This window comes from Streptomyces sp. NPDC000880, assembly GCF_053599675.1.
The window spans coordinates 13,354-30,863 of record NZ_JBSFMS010000091.1 but is presented as its reverse complement, the minus strand read 5'-3'; the positions used below and the strand labels follow the sequence as shown (position 1 = coordinate 30,863).

Below are 17,510 nucleotides of genomic sequence, written 5' to 3'. Positions count from 1 at the left end.
GGAGATCTGGGTCTACCGCGGGCCTTCCACCGCCCGGCACCACCGGCTGCGGCCGATGAGCCTCGCGCCGTGGCGCGATCAGGCCACTCGATGGTGCCCGGCGGCTTGCTCGTCACATCGAGGACCACGCGGTTGACGTCCGCGACCTCGTTGGTGATCCGGGTCGAGATCCTGGCCAGCACCTCGTACGGCATCCGCGTCCAGTCCGCCGTCATCGCGTCCTCGGACGAGACGGGACGGAGCACGATCGGGTGACCGTAGGTGCGGCCGTCGCCCTGGACGCCGACGCTGCGCACGTCCGCGAGCAGCACCACCGGGCACTGCCAGATGGAACGGTCCAGACCCGCCGCCGTGAGCTCCTCGCGGGCGATGGCGTCCGCCTCGCGCAGGAGGTCGAGGCGGTCCTTGGTGACCTCGCCGACGATACGGATGCCGAGGCCAGGGCCCGGGAAGGGCTGGCGCTGGACGATCTCGTCCGGCAGGCCGAGCTCCTGGCCCACCATCCGGACCTCGTCCTTGAACAGCTTGCGCAGCGGCTCGACGAGCTCGAACTCGAGGTCCTCGGGCAGACCGCCGACATTGTGGTGCGACTTGATGTTGGCGGTGCCGGTGCCGCCGCCGGACTCGACGACGTCCGGGTAGAGCGTGCCCTGGACCAGGAAGGCGACGGCCTCGCCGCCCGCGGCCTCCGCCACGATCTCGGCCTGTGCCTGCTCGAAGACCCGGATGAACTCCCGGCCGATGATCTTCCGCTTCTGCTCGGGGTCGGACACCCCGGCGAGCGCGTTCAGGAAGCGGTCGGCCGCGTCCACGACCTTCAGCTGGACGCCGGTCGCCGCAACGAAGTCCTTCTCGACCTGCTCGGTCTCACCCTTGCGCATCAGCCCGTGATCGACGTACACGCAGGTCAGCTGCGAGCCGATGGCCTTCTGCACCAGGGCCGCCGCCACCGCCGAGTCCACGCCGCCGGACAGACCGCAGATGGCCCGCTTGGTGCCGACCTGCTCGCGGATCAGCGCGACCTGCTCCTCGACGACATTGGTCGTGGTCCAGGTCGGCTCGATGCCGGCGCCCCGGTAGAGGAAGTGCTCCAGGACCTGCTGGCCGTATGTCGAGTGCATCACCTCCGGGTGGTGCTGGACGCCGTACAGCTTCTTCTCGTCGTTCTCGAAGGCCGCGACCGGCACGACGTCCGTGGACGCGGTGACGGTGAAGCCATCGGGTGCGGCGGAGCAGGCGTCGCCGTGGGACATCCACACCGACTGCTCGGCCGGGGTGCCCTCGAAGAGCGTCGAGCCGGGCTTGGAGACATGTAGCTGCGTACGGCCGTACTCACGCGCGCCCGTGTTGTCGACGGTCCCGCCGAGCGTCGTCGCCATCAGCTGGAAGCCGTAGCACATGCCAAAGACCGGGACCCCGGCCTCGAAGATCTCGCGGTCCAGCCGCGGGGCGCCCTCCGCGTACACGGACGACGGGCCGCCCGAGAGGATGATCGCCTTGGGGTTCTTGGCCAGCATCTCCGCCACCGGCATGGTGGACGGCACGATCTCGCTGTAGACCCGGGCCTCACGGACGCGGCGGGCGATGAGCTGGGCGTACTGGGCGCCGAAGTCGACAACGAGTACGACGTCGGTGGCGGCGGGGGGTGCTGCTGGCACGGGTGGCGGCCTTCCGGCGGTGGGAGGGGGGTCTGCTTTGTCGATTCTACCGGCGCGCCGGTAGGCCCTTCGTCTCACCATCCGAACCCGGATTGGGCCAGCCCGGGCGGGCGGGCCATACTGTCGCCATGCGCAAGCAGCTGACCTTCGTCTTTACCTATGGCACCGGCCCGTCCGGCTGCCATGGTCGTGCTGCTTGAGCCACTGACAAGCAACTTCCCAGGCGCCCCGGGCCGACAAGGCCCGGGGCGTTCTGTCATCTCCGGGCCTTGCCGCTCCGGGGCCGCCGCGCCCGACAAGGAGCCCGCATGACTGTCACCGACACCGGAGCCGACACGGGAGCCCGTACCGATGAGGCCGCGAGTGTGATCACCGGCGCCCGTGAACGCATCGACGCACTCGACGACCGCATCATCGGACTGATCCAGGAACGGATGGCGGTCTCGGCCGTCATCCAGCAGGCCCGCATCTCCTCCGGCGGCCGCCGCGTGAACCTGTCGCGCGAGATGGAGGTACTCGGCCATTTCCGCGACGCGCTCGGAAAGCCCGGAACGGCGCTTGCGATGACGCTGCTGGAGCTGTGCCGGGGCCGTATCTGAGTTCGGACGCGTCCCTCACCCGTACGGCGCGTGACCGCACCCGACGGGGCTTCGTTGGTACCGATGTCCGTGCCAGCCAGGGGCGGGCCGTCGAAGGAAACCACGCGTGGCTCCGCTGGAGCGTGTGGCGTACCGCAGGTACGTCGTGGGACCTCGCCCCAGCGCGCGTGACCGGTCGGCAGGGGACAGCAGCCCGGTCACCCCAAAGGGCGGTCGGCTCCGGGGACGCCCGGGGCCGACCGCATTCGGTCCAAAAGGTTGCGCAGGCCGCAGCCCTTCCAGCACGATGCAAGGACAAGCGCGTCCCACTCTGCGCGACAACAGTGCCAAAGGTCGATACCACCCGCGCGCAGCGAATGCGCCGGGTCGGCGGCCCTCCCCACGCGGCGCTACCCCCCGGCGCCGCGCCTCGGCACCGGCGCTGCCCTGACGTCGGTGCTGACCACAAGGGCCCCGCGGATCATGCATCCGCGGGGCCCTTGCTCATGCGCGGGTGCGCGAGTGGTCGGGCGTATGACGGTGCGTATGACGGGGGCGCGTGTGACGGGGGCCACATAAGTTCTCTGTGAGACCGAGGGCAACTATTCCGGCCATTCGCAAGTCATGCATGCGAAAACAATGGCCTCACCCGTGTACCCCCACCTCGGAAGGCCTCCAAACTCCGTGCCGTGTCAAGCGGTACGCCGGACTTCGCTGAGGTCTCGATGAAGCTTCGCCGCGCCATGGCAGTTGCTGCCGCGACGGCTGTTATCGCCCCCGCCACTTTCCTGGCGGCGCCTGCCGCGTTCGCGACGACGAGCCCGACGCCGTCGGCGACGGAGACGACCACCACGTCCCCGTCGCCGACGGACACCGCCACCACCTCCCCGTCGCCGACGGACACCGCCACCACCTCCCCCACACCGACGGACACGGCTACGTCCCCGAGCACTCCGCCGAACAGCCCGAGCACGCCCGCCACTTCGCCGAGCACCACTGCCACCACGCCGGGCGGGGACGAGGGGAACCCGGACTTCGAGTGCAAGACCTCCAACCTCGAGCTCTCGATCACGGGCCTGCCGGGCAAGATCGCCGCGGGTAGCGGCTGGCACAAGTTCGAGCTGAACGTCTATAACTCCTCCAAGACGATCGTCAAGGAGATCGACTACATCGCCGGGGCTTCCTTCGACAAGGACGGCGAGAACTTCTTCAAGACGAAGAAGGTCGAGCTGCAGGCTCTCGACCCGGAGACCAACACCTGGGTGAGCCTCGACGAAGGGGGAGAGGCCGTCGGTTACATCGGCAGCTCCAACGAGCTGAAGCCCGGCTACGAGGTCAACCTGCCGCTGCGGCTCAACGTCAAGGCGTCCGCCCCGGCCGGCGCCGGCTTCACCCTCGGCGGTGGCATCTACATCGGCGACAAGGACTGCCTGGGCTTCCAGGACGTCGCGTACAAGTTCCAGATCGTCAAGCCCGGCACGGACACCGGCGGCACCAAGCCGCAGGAGGGCGGCAAGGTCCCCGTCCCGTCCGAGAAGCCGGCCGACAACACCGCCGGCAACGTGACCGGCAACCTCGCTGAGACCGGTTCCAGCTCCGTCCTGCCGACCGTCGGCATCGCCGGCGGCATCGCCGTCGTCGCCGGTGCCGGTGTCGTGTTCGCGATGAAGCGTCGCCGCAGCGGCGGCGCCACCGCGTAACACCCGGCCACACAAGGCCAAGAGGCCGCTGCACTCGGAGGGGGGTGCAGCGGCCTCTTCGTGTCTGTGGCGGTCAGGACTTCTTCGGCGGGACCGCCGGGATCCCCAGGAACGGCAGCCTCAGCGCGCCGAAGGCCGCCTCCGGGACCGCCGGGGACTTCGGCGCGATCGGGGTCAGGCGTTCGTACGCCGAACCCTGCGCCGGACGCGGGTCCTCCTCGCCCTTGTTGGGCCACAGCGACATCGCCCGCTCCGCCTGCGCCGTGATCGTCAGCGACGGGTTCACGCCCAGGTTCGCCGAGACCGCCGCGCCGTCCACGACCGCGATGCCCGGGTGGCCGTACAGCCGGTGGTACGCGTCGATGACGCCCAACTCCGGTGCCGCACCGATCGGGCAGCCGCCCAGGAAGTGGGCGGTCAGGGGCGTGCCGATGAGTTCGCCGACGTTGCTGCCGGGGAAGCCGTTGATCTCCTCGGCGAGCAGGGACGCCGCCCGCGTCGCCTCCCGGATCTGCTGAGGGTTCGGGGCCCCGTGGCCCTGGCGGGCGGTGAGCAGGCCCTTGCCGATGCCGCCCGGCTTGCGGAACGTCGTCAGCGAGTTGTCCAGGGACTGCATGACCAGGCCGATGATGGTCCGCTCCGACCAGCGGCGGTTGGACAGCGAACGGGCCATCTGCAGCGGGTGCCTCGCCGCGTTGCCCAGCCAGCCGAGCACCCGGCGGTTGCGGTAGGGCACCTGGAGGATGGACAGCGCGCCCATCGCGTTGGAGCCCTTGCCGTAGCGGACCGGCTCGATGTGGGTGTTGTCGTCGGGGTGGATCGACGACGTGATCGCGACGCCCTGGGTGAAGTCGGCCTTCTTCACCCCGTGCCGCTTGCGGTAGCGGCGGTTGTCGGTCTGGGCACCCACGAGCGCCTCGGAGTTCGTACGGGTCAGCTCGCCCAGCCGCGGCGAGATCCGCGGCAGCAGCCCGGCGTCCTTCATGGTGTGCAGAAGGGTCTGCGTGCCGTACGTGCCCGCCGCCACGACGACCTGCCGGGCGCGCAGCACCTTCGTCGTGCCCTTCCGGCGCGCCTGGGTCGGGACGGTCGTCACCTGGTAGCCGCCCTCCGCGTCCTCGCGGACCGCGGCGACCGTCGTCATCGGATGGATGACGGCTCCGGCCTTCTCCGCCAGGTAGAGGTAGTTCTCGTTGAGGGTGTTCTTCGCGCCGTGGCGGCAGCCCGTCATGCACTCTCCGCACTCGGTGCACGCCTTGCGGGACGGGCCCGCGCCACCGAAGTACGGATCATCGACCGCCGTGCCCGGCTTCGCCTTTGACGTACCGTCAGTGTCGTCTCCGTCGCCGAAAAAGACGCCGACCGGCGCCAGGTGGAAGCTGTCGCCGACCCCCATCGCCTGCGCCGCCGCCTTCAGATGCACGTCCGACGGCGTCATCGTCGGATTGAGCCGTACGCCCAGCATTCGCTTCGCCTGGTCGTAGTACGGCGACAACTCCGCCTGCCAGTCCGTGATCCCGGCCCACTGACGGTCCTCGAAGAAAGCCGCCGGCGGTACGTACAGGGTGTTGGCGTAGTTGAGCGAACCGCCGCCGACCCCCGCGCCCGCCAGCACCATCACCTTGCCCAGCAGATGGACGCGCTGGATGCCGTACAGGCCGAGCGCCGGCGCCCACAGATAGTTCTTGATGTCCCAGGAGTTCCTGGGCAGGGTCTCGCGGGTGAAGCGGCGGCCCGCCTCCATGACCCCGACCCGGTAGCCCTTCTCGGTCAGCCGCAGCGCGGAGACCGAGCCGCCGAAACCCGAGCCGACGACGATGACGTCGTAGTCGTAGAGCGAGTCGTCGTCCTGGATTTGGGCCTGGGTGTCCCGTGACATTGGCTCTCCTCGTGCGAAAAGGGCGGAAACTAGCGCAGGCGCAGGGCCTTCATCGCCTCCAGGCTGCGGCTCATGAACGCGGCGTACTTCTCGTCGTCCATGCCGAAGGACGGAGCCAGCGGGATCAGCCGCTGCTGGGCGACGGTCTGTGCCTCGGTGTACTTGAGGATCCCCTCCGAGCCGTGCCGCCGGCTGAGGCCGGAGTCCTTCATGCCGCCCATCGGGGACTGCACGCTGCCGTACGCCGGGGCGTACCCCTCATTGATGTTGACGGTGCCGGTGCGCAGCTTCGCGGCGACGGCGTGACCCCGCTTGCCGTCCTTGGTCCAGATGCTCGAATTCAGGCCGTACGGGGTGGCGTTGGCCTGCTCGACGACTTTGTCCTCGTCCGTGAAGCGGTAGATGGAGACGACCGGGCCGAACGTCTCCTCGGTGCACACGGCCATCGGGGCCTCGACACCGTCGAGGATGGTCGGCTCGTAGAAGAGCGGGCCGATGTCGGGGCGCGCGACGCCGCCCGCGACGAGGGTCGCGCCCTTGGCGACGGCCTCCTCGACATGGCGGGTGACGGTCTGAAGCTGGCGCTCGCCGACGAGCGAGCCCATGTCGGCGCCGTACGCGAGGGACTTGCCGAGGCGCATCGCCTTCGTACGGGCCGCGAAACGCTCCACGAAGTCGTCGGCGATCGACTCGTGGACGTACAGCCGCTCGATGGAGATGCACAGCTGGCCGGCGGAGGAGAAGCAGGCGGGGACCGCTCCGGCCGCCGCCTTCTCGACGTCCGCGTCGTGCAGCACCAGCATGGCGTTCTTTCCGCCGAGTTCGAGGGATACGCCGACCAGACGGGCCGCCGCGCCCTGGGCGACCTCGCGGCCGGTGCGGGTGGAGCCGGTGAAGGAGACGTAGTCCGCGTGCTTGACGACCTCCGGGCCGACGACCGGTCCTTCGCCGATGACGACCTGGAAGACGCCGGCCGGCAGGCCCGCCTCGATCAGCAGGTCACGTGCCCACAGGGCGGTCAGCGCGGTCTCCGTGTCGGGCTTCATCACGACGGCGTTGCCACAGGCGAACGCGGGCAGCGCATCGCCGACAGAGAGCTCGAGCGGGTAGTTCCAGGGCGCGATCTGGCCGACGACGCCGCGCGGCTGGCGCAGTTCGGTGGTCTTGGTGAGGACGGGAACGACGCCGGTGTGCCGCTTGGGCCTGAGGTAGGCGGGCGCCTTGCGGCCGTAGTGGCGGGCGGCGACGGCGACGGCCTGGACCTCTTCGTGCGCGTGGAGGCGGGCCTTGCCGGTCTCCAGCTGGATGAGGTCGAGGACCTCTGCCTGGCGCTCCAGGACCAGATCGTGGAAGCGCAGCAGCACGGCGGCGCGGGCGCGGGCGGTGGTGGCGGCCCACACTGGCTGTGCGGCGCGGGCGCGTTCGAAGGCCTCGGCGACGTCCTCGGGCGTGGACTCGGGCAGGTCGGCCAGCTTCTCCCCGGTGAACGGGGTGTGATTGGCGGTACGGCCGGAGCCGACAACACCACGGGTGAGCTGGGCGACCACCTCGGGAGTGACCACGTCGGCTGCGGTGCGCGCACCGGCCGGGGAGGCGGCTGTCGGGTTGGTGCCGAGGGCGGCGGCAGGGGCCTGCGAGTCCGTCATGGGGGCGAGAGTATGCCGCAAACGGAGCTTTGGGTACCCGTCGGTAACAGCTTTTCACCAGGCCCTCACCATAGCGCCAGTGATCACTGGCAGATAAAGGCTGATCAGGGGCTCGCCTCGGCTTTGCCGAGCTTCAACCGCTCTCGTACGCCGCGGAACAGATCCTGCCCCTCGGCCTCCTCCTTACTGCCCTTGGGTATCTCGACGAGCACGGTTTGACCTCCTCCCCCACATGAATGTGGGGGATTTCCTCCCTGGTGTCCGCGTGTGCGGTTCGCCTTGAGGCGGGTTCCTGTTTCCTCCCCACTGGGGTGGGTGTTGTGCGCGCTGCCGGGGCGGGCCCTGATCTTACGTGCGCTCCGCAGGCTTTACCTTGCTGGTCACCCAGCCGGTGGACCGGACGCGCGGTGTCGCCTTCCTGCGCGTAGTACGTCACGTCCAGCAGGGCGGCGTCGACACCGCGGTGATTGGCGGGGACGGAGGTGCCCTTCGCCTCGGACGCGGTGAACTGGCCCGCGCGCGGGCCGCCGTCCTTCAGTCACTTCAGCTCGCGCTGAGCTGGACTTTCCAGCCCAGCCGGCGATTGAGGACACGGCCGAAGGCCGTACGGGGTCTGGGGGCTTGCCCCCAGTTACGAGAAGGAGCGACGGCGCGAGCCTCGCGCAGCGGCGCGGCCCTGGAGGTGTACGGGGACGCGGAACGGCCGCTCCCGGCGTCCTCCGGATGCAGCTCCTTGACGGCAACGCGACGCCCGAGCAGCTCGTCGTCCGCGCGCCACACGGTGCCCATGCCCCCGCGTCCCAGCCGGTCGAGGCGCCGCTAGCGGCCCGCGATCAGCCGCGTTTCCTCGGACACGCAACTCCCTCTCGATCAGCCTGTGTCCATCATGCCGGAGGCCGCCAGCCCCGCAGCATGGTGTCGAACTGCTCGCGGGTCGTCGCCCAGTCGTCGGCCGGTCCCGACATGTAGAGCGCGTACTCAGTGCCGGCGTCCGTGTAGTACATCTGGTCGATGGCCCGCCGCGGGCCGGGGAAGGTCGTCTTCTCGGTCCAGGTGAACTCCCACTGCGCGGAGTTCGTCTGGTCACGGAAGGTGTTGGGGCCCAGCTTCAGCCTCTTGTACTTGGGCAGCCGCTTCTCCAGCCCCTTCTCCATGTCCAGCATGTGCATGTACGGATTCTCGAAGTCGGGCGACGTGTCGCTGCTGATCCGGATGCGATGGCGGCCGTTGTCGGGCGTGTAGTCGATCTGGTCGCCGTCCGTCTGGCGCGTCCAGCCGTCCGGTACCCACAGGCTGAACCCCTCCGGGTCATCCACCGGCTGCCAGCCGGTCGGCACGCTCGACGAGGTGCCCGGCCGCACGGTCGACTCCGTACCGGTGCGCTCCCCGCCGTCGTTGCCGCCGCCCGCGTACTTCATGGCCGCCAGTCCCGCGCCGCCGCCGACGAGGGCCGCGAGGACGACGACGATCGCCGCCCTGCGCAGGCGGCCGCCGCGCCGGGGCTCAGCCGCGGAAGGCCTGGTGGCGTGCCCCGGGTGCGGGTGCGGGTGCGGGAGGGGGACGGGAGCGGCGGGCGTCGGGGAGGGCAGCTGCGTGGTCACGGGCCGGGTGTGCTGCTGAGTCGTCCGCTGGGGCGGTACGTGTTTCCTCGTGGCGGCGGACGAGCCGCCTCCCATCGCCTCCAGCAGCAACTGCTCGGCCTCGGCGGCCGACGGCCGGGCCGCCGGGTCCTTGCGCAGCAGCGCCATGATCACCGGTGCCAGAGGTCCCGCCCGCTCGGGATGGCGCGGCTCCTCGTCCACCACGGCCTGCATCGTGGACAACGGCGACGAGCGCCGGAACGGCGACTCCCCCTCCACCGCCGTGTACAGCGTCGCGCCCAGCGACCAGAGGTCGGACGCGGGCCCCGGATCGGCGCCGCGGACCCGCTCGGGCGCCAAGTAGTCGATGGACCCCACGATTTCCCCGGTCCTGGTGATCGTCGAGTCGCCCTCGATGGCGGCGATGCCGAAATCGGTGATCAGCACCCGGCCGTCGCGGTTGAGCAGTACGTTCGCGGGCTTGACGTCCCGGTGCAGCACCCCGGCCGCGTGCGCGGCGCCCAGCGCGCGCAGGACGTGCAGCCCGATCCGGGCGGCCTCCTGCGCAGGTATTCGCCCGGACTTCTTGGCCGCGTCGGCGAGCGAAGGCCCGTCGACGTACTGCATGACGATCCAGGGGCGGGCGTCGTGTTCCAGCACATCGTGCACGGTGACGACACCGGGATGGCTGATCCGGGCGGCGGCCCGGGCCTCCTTCTGGGTGCGGGCGTGCAGGACGACCCGGTCGGCCTCGGAGGCATACCGCCCGGCAGTCAGCTCCTTGACCGCGACCACCCGGTGCAGCAGCTCGTCATGTGCGCGCCAGACCTTGCCCATGCCGCCGCTGCCGATGGTCTCGCTCAGGCGGTAACGCCCCGCGAGCAGTAGACCCGCGCCCGTGCTTTGAGAGTGTTCCACGTCCCCCGCCCCGTTCCTTGGGATCACAGGTTACGGAGGGGAGTACGGCCACGGAACCTCGGATGCCTCAAGTGACCGCACTGTGATGCTCGTGACTCTGCGCAACCGGAGCCAAAACGCCCACTAACGGATTTCCGGCGTGGTCTTGGCCGGGTCTCCGGCGGGTGTTGGGCGCTCTCCGGCGGGTGTTGGGCGGTATCCGGCGAGTGTATGGCGGTCTAACGGGTGGCACGGTACGCGGTCGTGGCCTCCCGGAAGACCTCCGTCACCTTGTCGCGCTGGCCCTCGGGGCCGATCACCTGGACGACGTGGTAGCTGCCGCCGACTATCAGGGCGAGGTTGCGTACGTACACCTCGCGGCCGTTGCTGTCCTGCCAGGTGAACTGGCCCTCGGCCATGACCTGCTGACCCACTTCGATACGGCGCAGCCCGCTCGCCCCGGCCCAGGAGGAATCCCGCCACCGCTGGAGCTCGCGCTCCTTGTCGCGCTGATACACCAGCGGGTCGTTGCCGTTCGCCTTCACGGTGTCGCGGCCGGGAACGACGATCAGCGTGAAGTCGCCGTCGGCGTAACGGACTTGACCGATGTCATTGATGGGGCGGCGCTGCCAGGTCTTGTCGACGGCTATCTGAAAGCCCTCCGGGTCCTTACGCAGCGTATAGCCGTACGGCAGGTTCCCGGCCGGCGCGGAGGTCTCGGGCTGCTGGGCGCCGGGGCTGGTGGGCGGGGTGTCCGGGCCCGAACCGTCCGGGCTCGGCCCGGCCGCCGACGGTCGCCCGCCGCCGTTGCCCTGGGGCTGGTTCTGCTGCTGTGGCTCGCTCTTCGGCATGAACAGCACGGCGTACGCGATCGCGGCGACCAGGAGGAGCAGGATCAGCAGCAGGAGGGTGCGGCCGAGCGTCCGCGGCCCACGCCGCTCCTGGTTGCCCCGGGCCTTCTTGTGGCGGTGGCGGCCGTGCACCACTTCGGCCGAGCCCGCGCGGCGTTTGCGCACGAGCTCGCCCCGGCGGCGTACGACCGGCAGCCGGGTGCCGTCCACCGGGCTCGACGGGACCGGCACGACGTCCATCCCCGCCTCGGGCTCGGGCGCGGACCGTACGAGCGAACGCAGCCAGCCGCGCAGCTCCTCGAAGTCCGGGCGCTCCGTGGGGTCCTGGCGCAGCAGCGACTCGACTACCGGGCGCAGCGGCCCGCACTCCTCGGCGAACGCGGGCGGCTCCGCGCACACGAGCTGGACCAGCTCGACCGCACTCTCCTCGGGGTAGGGGGCGTGCCCCTGCACGGCCCGGTAGAGCAACGCGCCCAGAGCCCAGAGATCGGTGGCGGGGCCGACGGGGGCCGCCAACTGCCAGTTCTCGTGGACGGGTCCGGCCTGCTCGGGGGCCCACCGCTCGGTGACGGCCCCGACGACGGCGATGCGCGCCTGCCGGGCACGCTCGGCGGCGAGCGGCGTTGCGGGGCCGCGGTAAGCGGGCGGGCTGCCGCTCGCGACGATCTCGTCCCACCGTCCGGTGGGCGCGGGGGTCCCGGCCGCGACGGGCTGCCGCTGGGCATCGGCCCGCAGGGCTTCCCGCCCGGCACCGCCCTGGTTCCAGCTGCTGGCGCTGCTGGTGGCGGGGGTCTTGCCGGCGCGGGCGCCGGGGCGCGCGGGCCGGGAGGCGTACGGGTCGCCGGCGGGGCGGTCGCGGGCGGCGCGGGGCTTACCGTCCGGGCCAACCTGGCGTGCGCCGTACGGCAGTTCAGGGGTGGACCGATCATCGGCGGGGCCGCCACCGGCCGGGAGGGGGCGTGGGCCGTCGTGTCCCGGGAACGGCCCGTCGTGCCACGTCCCCGCCAGCCTGGCGCGGCCGGGGCCGCGCGGCCCGCCGCCCGGGTGCCAGCCGCCCTCGATCTCGTCCTCGTCGATGTCGTCGTCGGTGTCGTCCACATCGATGACCGGCCCCAACTCGCCCGGCCGCCTGGCCCACCAGTCCGGGTCGAAGCCCTGCACCGGACGGTCCCCCGTGTCGCCGGAGCCGTCGCCCTGGCGCTGGTCCTCGCTGACGCGGGCCGCGGCCCGGGCACCCGCGCGGTACGCCGCGATCGCACCCGCCCTGGCGGCCCGGACGTCCGGCACGCCGGTCCCGGCACCCGTCCCGGCGCCGACGCCGGGCAGCGCGGCCGGGGCGGCGGGCAGCGCGGGCTCTCCCGACGGGTCGCCGGACAGCGCGGGCTCGCCCGAACGGTCGTCGTACTCCTGGGACTCTTCCGAATGCTCGTCCGGCGGACCGGGCACCGGGGCGTACCCGCACAGCGCCTCCTCCGCCGCGCCCGACGCCAGGCCGGTCAGGACCACACGCCCGTCGTCGCAGACGAGCACCGTACGGACGGTGATGTTCCGGTGGGTCCAGCCGTGCGCGTGCAGCACACGCAGCGCGGTGAGCACGTCGGAGGCGACCTCCGCCGCCCTGTACGGGCTGAGAGGCTTCTCCGCGAGCAGCGCCGCCAGCGGCCGCGCCGCGACACGTTCGCTCACTATCCAGAGCGAACCGCCTTCCGCGAAGACGTCGAAGACCTGGTCCAGGCGCGGGTGGTCGGGGATCTGCGCGGCCGCCTGCGCGGCCTCGATGGCCCGCCGCACCGCCGGGTCCGTGGGCCTGCGGGTCGTACGACCCTGGGTCCGCCGCGGTACCGCCGCGCCGGCCAGCCCGTCCGCTTCGACGACCTCCGCGTCCACGACCTCCGGCAACGGCACCTGCCGCACCAGAACTTCCTGCCCGCTATAGGTGTCGAACGCGCGGGTCTCGACCAGTTCGTACTCGTCGGAGGGCGGCAGCGGCAGACGGTAGCGGTCGGCGAGCACCCTTCCCGCATAGTCGTCCACGACGCCTCCCCACGAGCATGCTGTCCCCAGGCCGGTCCGTCCCGGAGGTGTCGCAGCCGTGTCGCAGCAAGCCGTCAATTCCGGTCATCTGATGGCCCCTTACGGCCTCATACGACCCCTTGCAGCTGCTTACCGTCCGCGAGCTCTCACGATACGTGGCCTTGCTCAGTCCTTGGGCTTGAATGTGGCGAACGCCGTCTTGAGCAACGTCTCGCACTCCGTGCTTTGCCATTCGCTCGCCTTGCACGTGATCATGATCGAGTAGCCGCGCCCGGCGTCCACTTTGAAGCCCCTGTTGAGGACCCGTACCCGCTGGCCGCCCTGATTGCGCTCGAACTGCCAGTCTGCGACCGTCGGATAGCCGTTGTAGGCGACCTTTGTGATCCCCACGTGCTTGTAGCCGGTGCTGCTGGCGCGGGTCCCGGCCACCGCGGCGGTCCAGGCGGCGGCCGCGTCGTCCTTGGGGCTGCTGGTGAAGTCGACCTGCACGCGCGGGAACCCGCCGTTCCGGCTGAAGATTCCGCCGGAGTTCCGGCCGGCGATGCCGGTCAGCTTGAAGTTCTTGGGCATCGCCATCGTGAAGTGGAACCGGTCGTTGGAGACCAGGGCGTACCCGGCCGGCACCCCGCCCCCGCCCGCGGGCTGGTCCGTCTTGGGCCCGCCGGACGGCTGCCCGCCGCCCGCACTCCCACCGCTCCCGTTGCCGTTGCCGTTGTCGCCGGTGCCGGTGTCCTTGCCCTTGTCCGGGCCGGCGTCCGTGCCCGTGCCGTTGCCACTTCCGCCGTTCGCAGCTGCCGCCGAAGCGGTCTTGCCGTCCTTGGGCTTGCCCTGGCTGCCTGAGTCGTCGCCGCCCAGTGTCAGGAAGAGCACGGTGGTCAGCACGGCGAGCGCGGCGACAACCGCGATGATCACCAGGGTGCGGCGGGGCACCACATCGGTGAGCGGCGCCCGCACCGGCACGGGTCGCGCGGCGGGCGTCTGCGGCGCCGGCCGAGGCTTCGGTTCGGGCTTCGCAGCCGCCGCGGCATTCCGTACGGAGCGCAGCGCGGCGCGCACCCGGTCGGCGGCCGGATCCTTCAGCCTCGGCCGCGGCGGCGCCGTGGGAATCGGCGGCAGCGGTATGGCGCGCGTTGCATCGGGCGACGGTTCGGGCTCGTCGGGCCGCTCCGGCACCTCGGGCGCGTAGAGCACTTCGGTGAGCAACGCCCGCGCGCCCGCGTCGTCCAGCCGCTGATCGGGGTCCTTGGCGAGCAGGCCGTAGATGACCTGCTCCAGCGGGCCCGCGTTCTTCGGCGGGTCGAGCGGCTCGGTCATCACGGCGGTCAGCGTCGCGATGGCGGAGCCCTTGTCGTACGGCGGGCTGCCCTCGACGCTCGCGTACAGCAGCCCGCCCAGCGACCACAGGTCCGCGGCAGGACCGGGCTTGTGACCGCGGGCGCGCTCCGGCGAGATGTACGAGGGGGCGCCGACGAGCATGCCGGTCGAAGTGATCGACGGGTCGCCCTCGACCTGCGCGATGCCGAAGTCCGTGAGCACGACGCGCCCGTCCTCGGCGATCAGCACATTGGACGGCTTCACATCGCGGTGCAGGATGCCCTCGTGGTGCGCGGAGCGCAGTACGTCGAGGATCGCGAGCCCGACCTCGGCGGCCCTCCTCGGCGTCAGCGTCCCGTCCTCGCGCACGGCTTCGGCAAGCGACTTGCCCTCGATGAGCTCCATGACGATCCACGGGCGGTCGTCCTCGTCGACGACGTCGTACACGGTCACCGCGCTGGTGTTGCGAATTCGAGCGATGGCCTTGGCCTCGCGCAGCGTACGCGTGATGAGCCGGCGCTTCTCGTCCTCGTCGATGGTGTTGGGGAAGCGGAGCTCCTTCACCGCGACCGTACGGCCGAGGGTCTCGTCGACGGCCCGCCAGACGGTGCCCATGCCGCCGCGACCGAGCACGCCTCCGAGGCGGTAGCGCCCCGCGAGCAGCCGCCCGTCGGCCTCCCGCCCGGAACTCTTCCCGGCCGCGCCCGCCTTGACGGCACTCTGCCCGGCCCCCCGCCCGGCACCTGCCCCGGTCCCGGACGCGCCGCCCGGCGCTGACCCACTGTCAGCGGTCTGCGCGGACTCCCGCCCGGCACCGGAAGCGTCGCCCCGCCCCGAACCGCTGTCAGCCCACTGGGCGGCCACACTCTCGTCCCCCTTCCCGGAGCCGCTCTGCTCTGAGCCCTGTTCGGACTTCCGCTCACCCTCGTGCACGGCACTCGCGTCGGAACCCCTCGCGGACACCTGTCCCGCAGCCTCGCCCGACTCCTCGACCCCTGCTCCGGCCGTAGCTCCGGCCTCGGACCGGACACCGGACCCGCGCCCGGGTTCGACTCCGGCTCCGGCTCCGGAACCGGCCTCGGCGCCCGGGGCGGCAACCCCTTCGGCCCCACCCCCGGCCCCGCCGCCCGAACCAGAATCCGCGCCTCGCTCAGCATCCTCCGCGGACTGCTTACCGGAACCCGCCCCCAACTCCCGTGACGTGGGCTCCTTGGGCTCCCCGGCCGTGTCCCGCTGGGGCTCCCGCGACTGCTCCGCCTCCGACATGCGTCCCCTCTGCGATCCCTGATCTTCGCCCGCGCCTGCCGCTTCCCGCGCGATGCGGTAACCCGCCCTGGCAGAGCTTCCATTGTCCCTTACTCCGGGACCGGCGTTATTCCCGGGTCCGCGTCCGCCAGGACGGGTCCGGGATGTTGGGACCACCCACAATGCCACTACTCGGCGTAAAGCTCACCGCCCCGCTGGTCGCAGCCCTGCCCGGCCGTCACCGAGATCAGCGCCCCCGGGCGGATCGCCGGCACCCGGGCTCGAGATCAGACCGGTGCCGGGATCAGAGCGGCACGATGTCCGGCGCCCCCAGCCGCGCCGCGTCCGCCGTCAGGTCGTCAGGCTGCCGCTGCGACTCGCGCTCCGCCTCCACCCGCTTCTCGTAGTGCTCCACCTCCTTCTCGATCTGCTCCTTCTCCCAGCCGAGAACCGGCGCCATCAACTCCGCGCACTCGCGCGCACTGCGCGTCCCCCGGTCGAACGTCTCCATCGAGATCCGGGTCCGCCGCGTCAGCACGTCGTCGAGGTGTCGCGCCCCTTCGTGCGACGCCGCGTACACGATCTCGGCCCGCAGATAGTCCTCCGCACCCACGAGCGGCTCGCCGAGCTTCGGGTCGTCGGCGATCAGCGCCAGCACCTCCTCGGTCAGCGAGCCGTACCGGTTCAACAGGTGCTCCACACGGACCACATGAAGCCCCGTCCGTGCCGCGATCCTCGCCCGTGCGTTCCACAGCGCGCCGTAGCCCTCGGCGCCGACCAGCGGCACGTTCTCCGTGACGCAGGCCGCGACTCGCTGGTCGAGCCCGTGCACCGCCTCGTCCACCGCGTCCTTCGCCATCACCCGGTACGTCGTGTACTTGCCGCCGGCCACGACGACGAGGCCCGGCACCGGATGCGCCACCGTGTGCTCGCGCGACAGTTTGCTGGTCGCGTCCGACTCCCCGGCGAGCAGCGGCCGCAGCCCCGCGTACACCCCCTCGACGTCGTCCCGTGTCAGCGGGACGGCCAGCACGGAGTTGACGTGTTCCAGCAGATAGTCGATGTCCGCGCTGGACGCCGCCGGATGGGCCTTGTCGAGGTCCCAGTCGGTGTCGGTCGTCCCCACGATCCAGTGCCGTCCCCAGGGGATGACGAACAGCACCGACTTCTCGGTCCGCAGGATCAGCCCGCTGGTCGAGTGGATCCGGTCCTTGGGCACCACCAGGTGGATGCCCTTGGAGGCGCGCACATGGAACTGCCCGCGCTCCCCGATCAGCGCCTGGGTGTCGTCCGTCCACACGCCGGTCGCATTGACAACCTGCTTGGCCCGGATTTCGTACTCCCCGCCGGCCTCCACATCCTGAACCCGCGCACCCACGACCCGCTCGCCCTCCCGCAGGAAGCCGATCACCCGGGACCGGCTGGCGACGTGGGCGCGGTAGCTCGCGGCCGTCCGCACCAGCGTGGCCACATAGCGCGCGTCGTCCATCTGCGCGTCGTAGTACTGCAACGCCCCGACCAGCGAGTCCTTCTTCAGGCAGGGCGCGACCTGCAGTGCGTGGCGCCGCGTCAGATGCCGGTGCACGGGCAGTCCCCGCCCGTGCCCCGACGACACCGACATCGCGTCGTACAGCGCGACGCCCGATCCGGCGTAGAGCCGCTCCCAGCCGTTGTGCTGCAGCGGATACAGGAACGGCACCGGTTTCACGAGATGCGGCGCCAGCCGCTCCAGCAGCAATCCGCGCTCCTTCAGCGCTTCCCGCACGAGCGCGAAGTCCAGCATTTCCAGATAGCGCAGGCCGCCGTGGATGAGCTTGCTCGATCTGCTCGATGTGCCGGACGCCCAGTCACGGGCCTCGACCAGACCGGTGGAGAGCCCTCGCGTCACGGCGTCCAGCGCGGTCCCGGCTCCGACCACGCCCCCGCCCACCACCAGTACGTCCAGTTCACGCTCGGCCATCTGGGCAAGCGCCTCGGCACGCTCTTCGGGTCCCAGTGTCGCTGTCCTCATTGCTGCCTCCCGTCGCCCCCGTGTGTCTGCGGTCGGGCTCACAACGTCGATTCTGTCCGCAGTCGACGACTTCAGCCACCGCCTGTGGATAACACTCGGACAGCCACAGGCTCACAA

At 71.1% G+C, this 17,510-nt stretch carries 11 protein-coding genes; 3 read left to right on the top strand and 8 right to left on the bottom strand.

Annotated elements, in window-relative coordinates:
* Window positions 1-1,658: glutamine-hydrolyzing GMP synthase (gene guaA / locus ACWDO5_RS25250; RefSeq protein ID WP_450532640.1), on the bottom strand; the 1,658-nt coding region annotated here is incomplete at its 3' end.
* Between the two features lie 308 nt (window positions 1,659-1,966).
* Here guaA and ACWDO5_RS25245 point away from each other — a divergent pair.
* Complete coding sequence (locus ACWDO5_RS25245) at window positions 1,967-2,257, top strand: chorismate mutase (RefSeq protein WP_450532639.1); 291 nt, start codon at window positions 1,967-1,969, stop codon at window positions 2,255-2,257.
* Between the two features lie 668 nt (window positions 2,258-2,925).
* Window positions 2,926-3,936 (top strand): hypothetical protein, encoded by a 1,011-nt coding sequence (locus ACWDO5_RS25240; protein WP_450532638.1) that lies wholly within the window; start codon window positions 2,926-2,928, stop codon window positions 3,934-3,936.
* Between the two features lie 73 nt (window positions 3,937-4,009).
* Here ACWDO5_RS25240 and ACWDO5_RS25235 read toward each other — a convergent pair whose 3' ends face one another.
* The 6 genes from ACWDO5_RS25235 to ACWDO5_RS25210 form a co-directional block, all read right to left on the bottom strand.
* On the bottom strand, window positions 4,010-5,815 hold the full coding sequence (locus ACWDO5_RS25235; protein ID WP_450532636.1) for a GMC family oxidoreductase N-terminal domain-containing protein: 1,806 nt from the start codon (window positions 5,813-5,815) through the stop codon (window positions 4,010-4,012).
* A 29-nt stretch (window positions 5,816-5,844) separates the two neighbouring features.
* Window positions 5,845-7,461 carry a succinic semialdehyde dehydrogenase gene (locus ACWDO5_RS25230; RefSeq protein ID WP_450532635.1) on the bottom strand — a complete coding sequence of 539 codons (1,617 nt, stop codon included), beginning with the start codon at window positions 7,459-7,461 and terminating at the stop codon, window positions 5,845-5,847.
* 543 nt (window positions 7,462-8,004) lie between these two features.
* Entirely contained in the window at window positions 8,005-8,250 is a 246-nt protein-coding gene (locus ACWDO5_RS25225) for a hypothetical protein (RefSeq protein ID WP_450532641.1), read from the bottom strand.
* A 95-nt stretch (window positions 8,251-8,345) separates the two neighbouring features.
* Window positions 8,346-9,959, bottom strand: a complete 1,614-nt coding sequence (locus ACWDO5_RS25220; RefSeq protein WP_450532634.1) for a serine/threonine-protein kinase — start codon at window positions 9,957-9,959, stop codon at window positions 8,346-8,348.
* A 218-nt stretch (window positions 9,960-10,177) separates the two neighbouring features.
* Complete coding sequence (locus ACWDO5_RS25215) at window positions 10,178-12,823, bottom strand: protein kinase (protein ID WP_450532633.1); 2,646 nt, start codon at window positions 12,821-12,823, stop codon at window positions 10,178-10,180.
* 165 nt (window positions 12,824-12,988) lie between these two features.
* Window positions 12,989-15,001, bottom strand: a complete 2,013-nt coding sequence (locus tag ACWDO5_RS25210; RefSeq protein ID WP_450532632.1) for a serine/threonine-protein kinase — start codon at window positions 14,999-15,001, stop codon at window positions 12,989-12,991.
* A 63-nt stretch (window positions 15,002-15,064) separates the two neighbouring features.
* Between ACWDO5_RS25210 and ACWDO5_RS25205 the strand changes: the two genes are divergently transcribed.
* On the top strand, window positions 15,065-15,337 hold the full coding sequence (locus ACWDO5_RS25205; RefSeq protein WP_450532631.1) for a hypothetical protein: 273 nt from the start codon (window positions 15,065-15,067) through the stop codon (window positions 15,335-15,337).
* 349 nt (window positions 15,338-15,686) lie between these two features.
* Here the strand turns inward: ACWDO5_RS25205 and ACWDO5_RS25200 are convergent, their stop codons facing one another.
* A complete protein-coding gene (locus ACWDO5_RS25200; protein ID WP_450532630.1) occupies window positions 15,687-17,393 on the bottom strand; it encodes a glycerol-3-phosphate dehydrogenase/oxidase in 1,707 nt (568 codons plus the stop codon).
* Window positions 17,394-17,510 lie beyond the last annotated feature (117 nt).

Bases quoted from the DNA above. Each gene is read 5' to 3' on its own strand.
- ACWDO5_RS25245 (WP_450532639.1), top strand. From the start codon at position 1,967: ATGACTGTCACCGACACCGGAGCCGACACGGGAGCCCGTACCGATGAG.
- ACWDO5_RS25235 (WP_450532636.1), bottom strand. From the start codon at position 5,815: ATGTCACGGGACACCCAGGCCCAAATCCAGGACGACGACTCGCTCTAC.
- ACWDO5_RS25230 (WP_450532635.1), bottom strand. From the start codon at position 7,461: ATGACGGACTCGCAGGCCCCTGCCGCCGCCCTCGGCACCAACCCGACA.
- ACWDO5_RS25225 (WP_450532641.1), bottom strand. From the start codon at position 8,250: ATGGGCACCGTGTGGCGCGCGGACGACGAGCTGCTCGGGCGTCGCGTT.
- ACWDO5_RS25200 (WP_450532630.1), bottom strand. From the start codon at position 17,393: ATGAGGACAGCGACACTGGGACCCGAAGAGCGTGCCGAGGCGCTTGCC.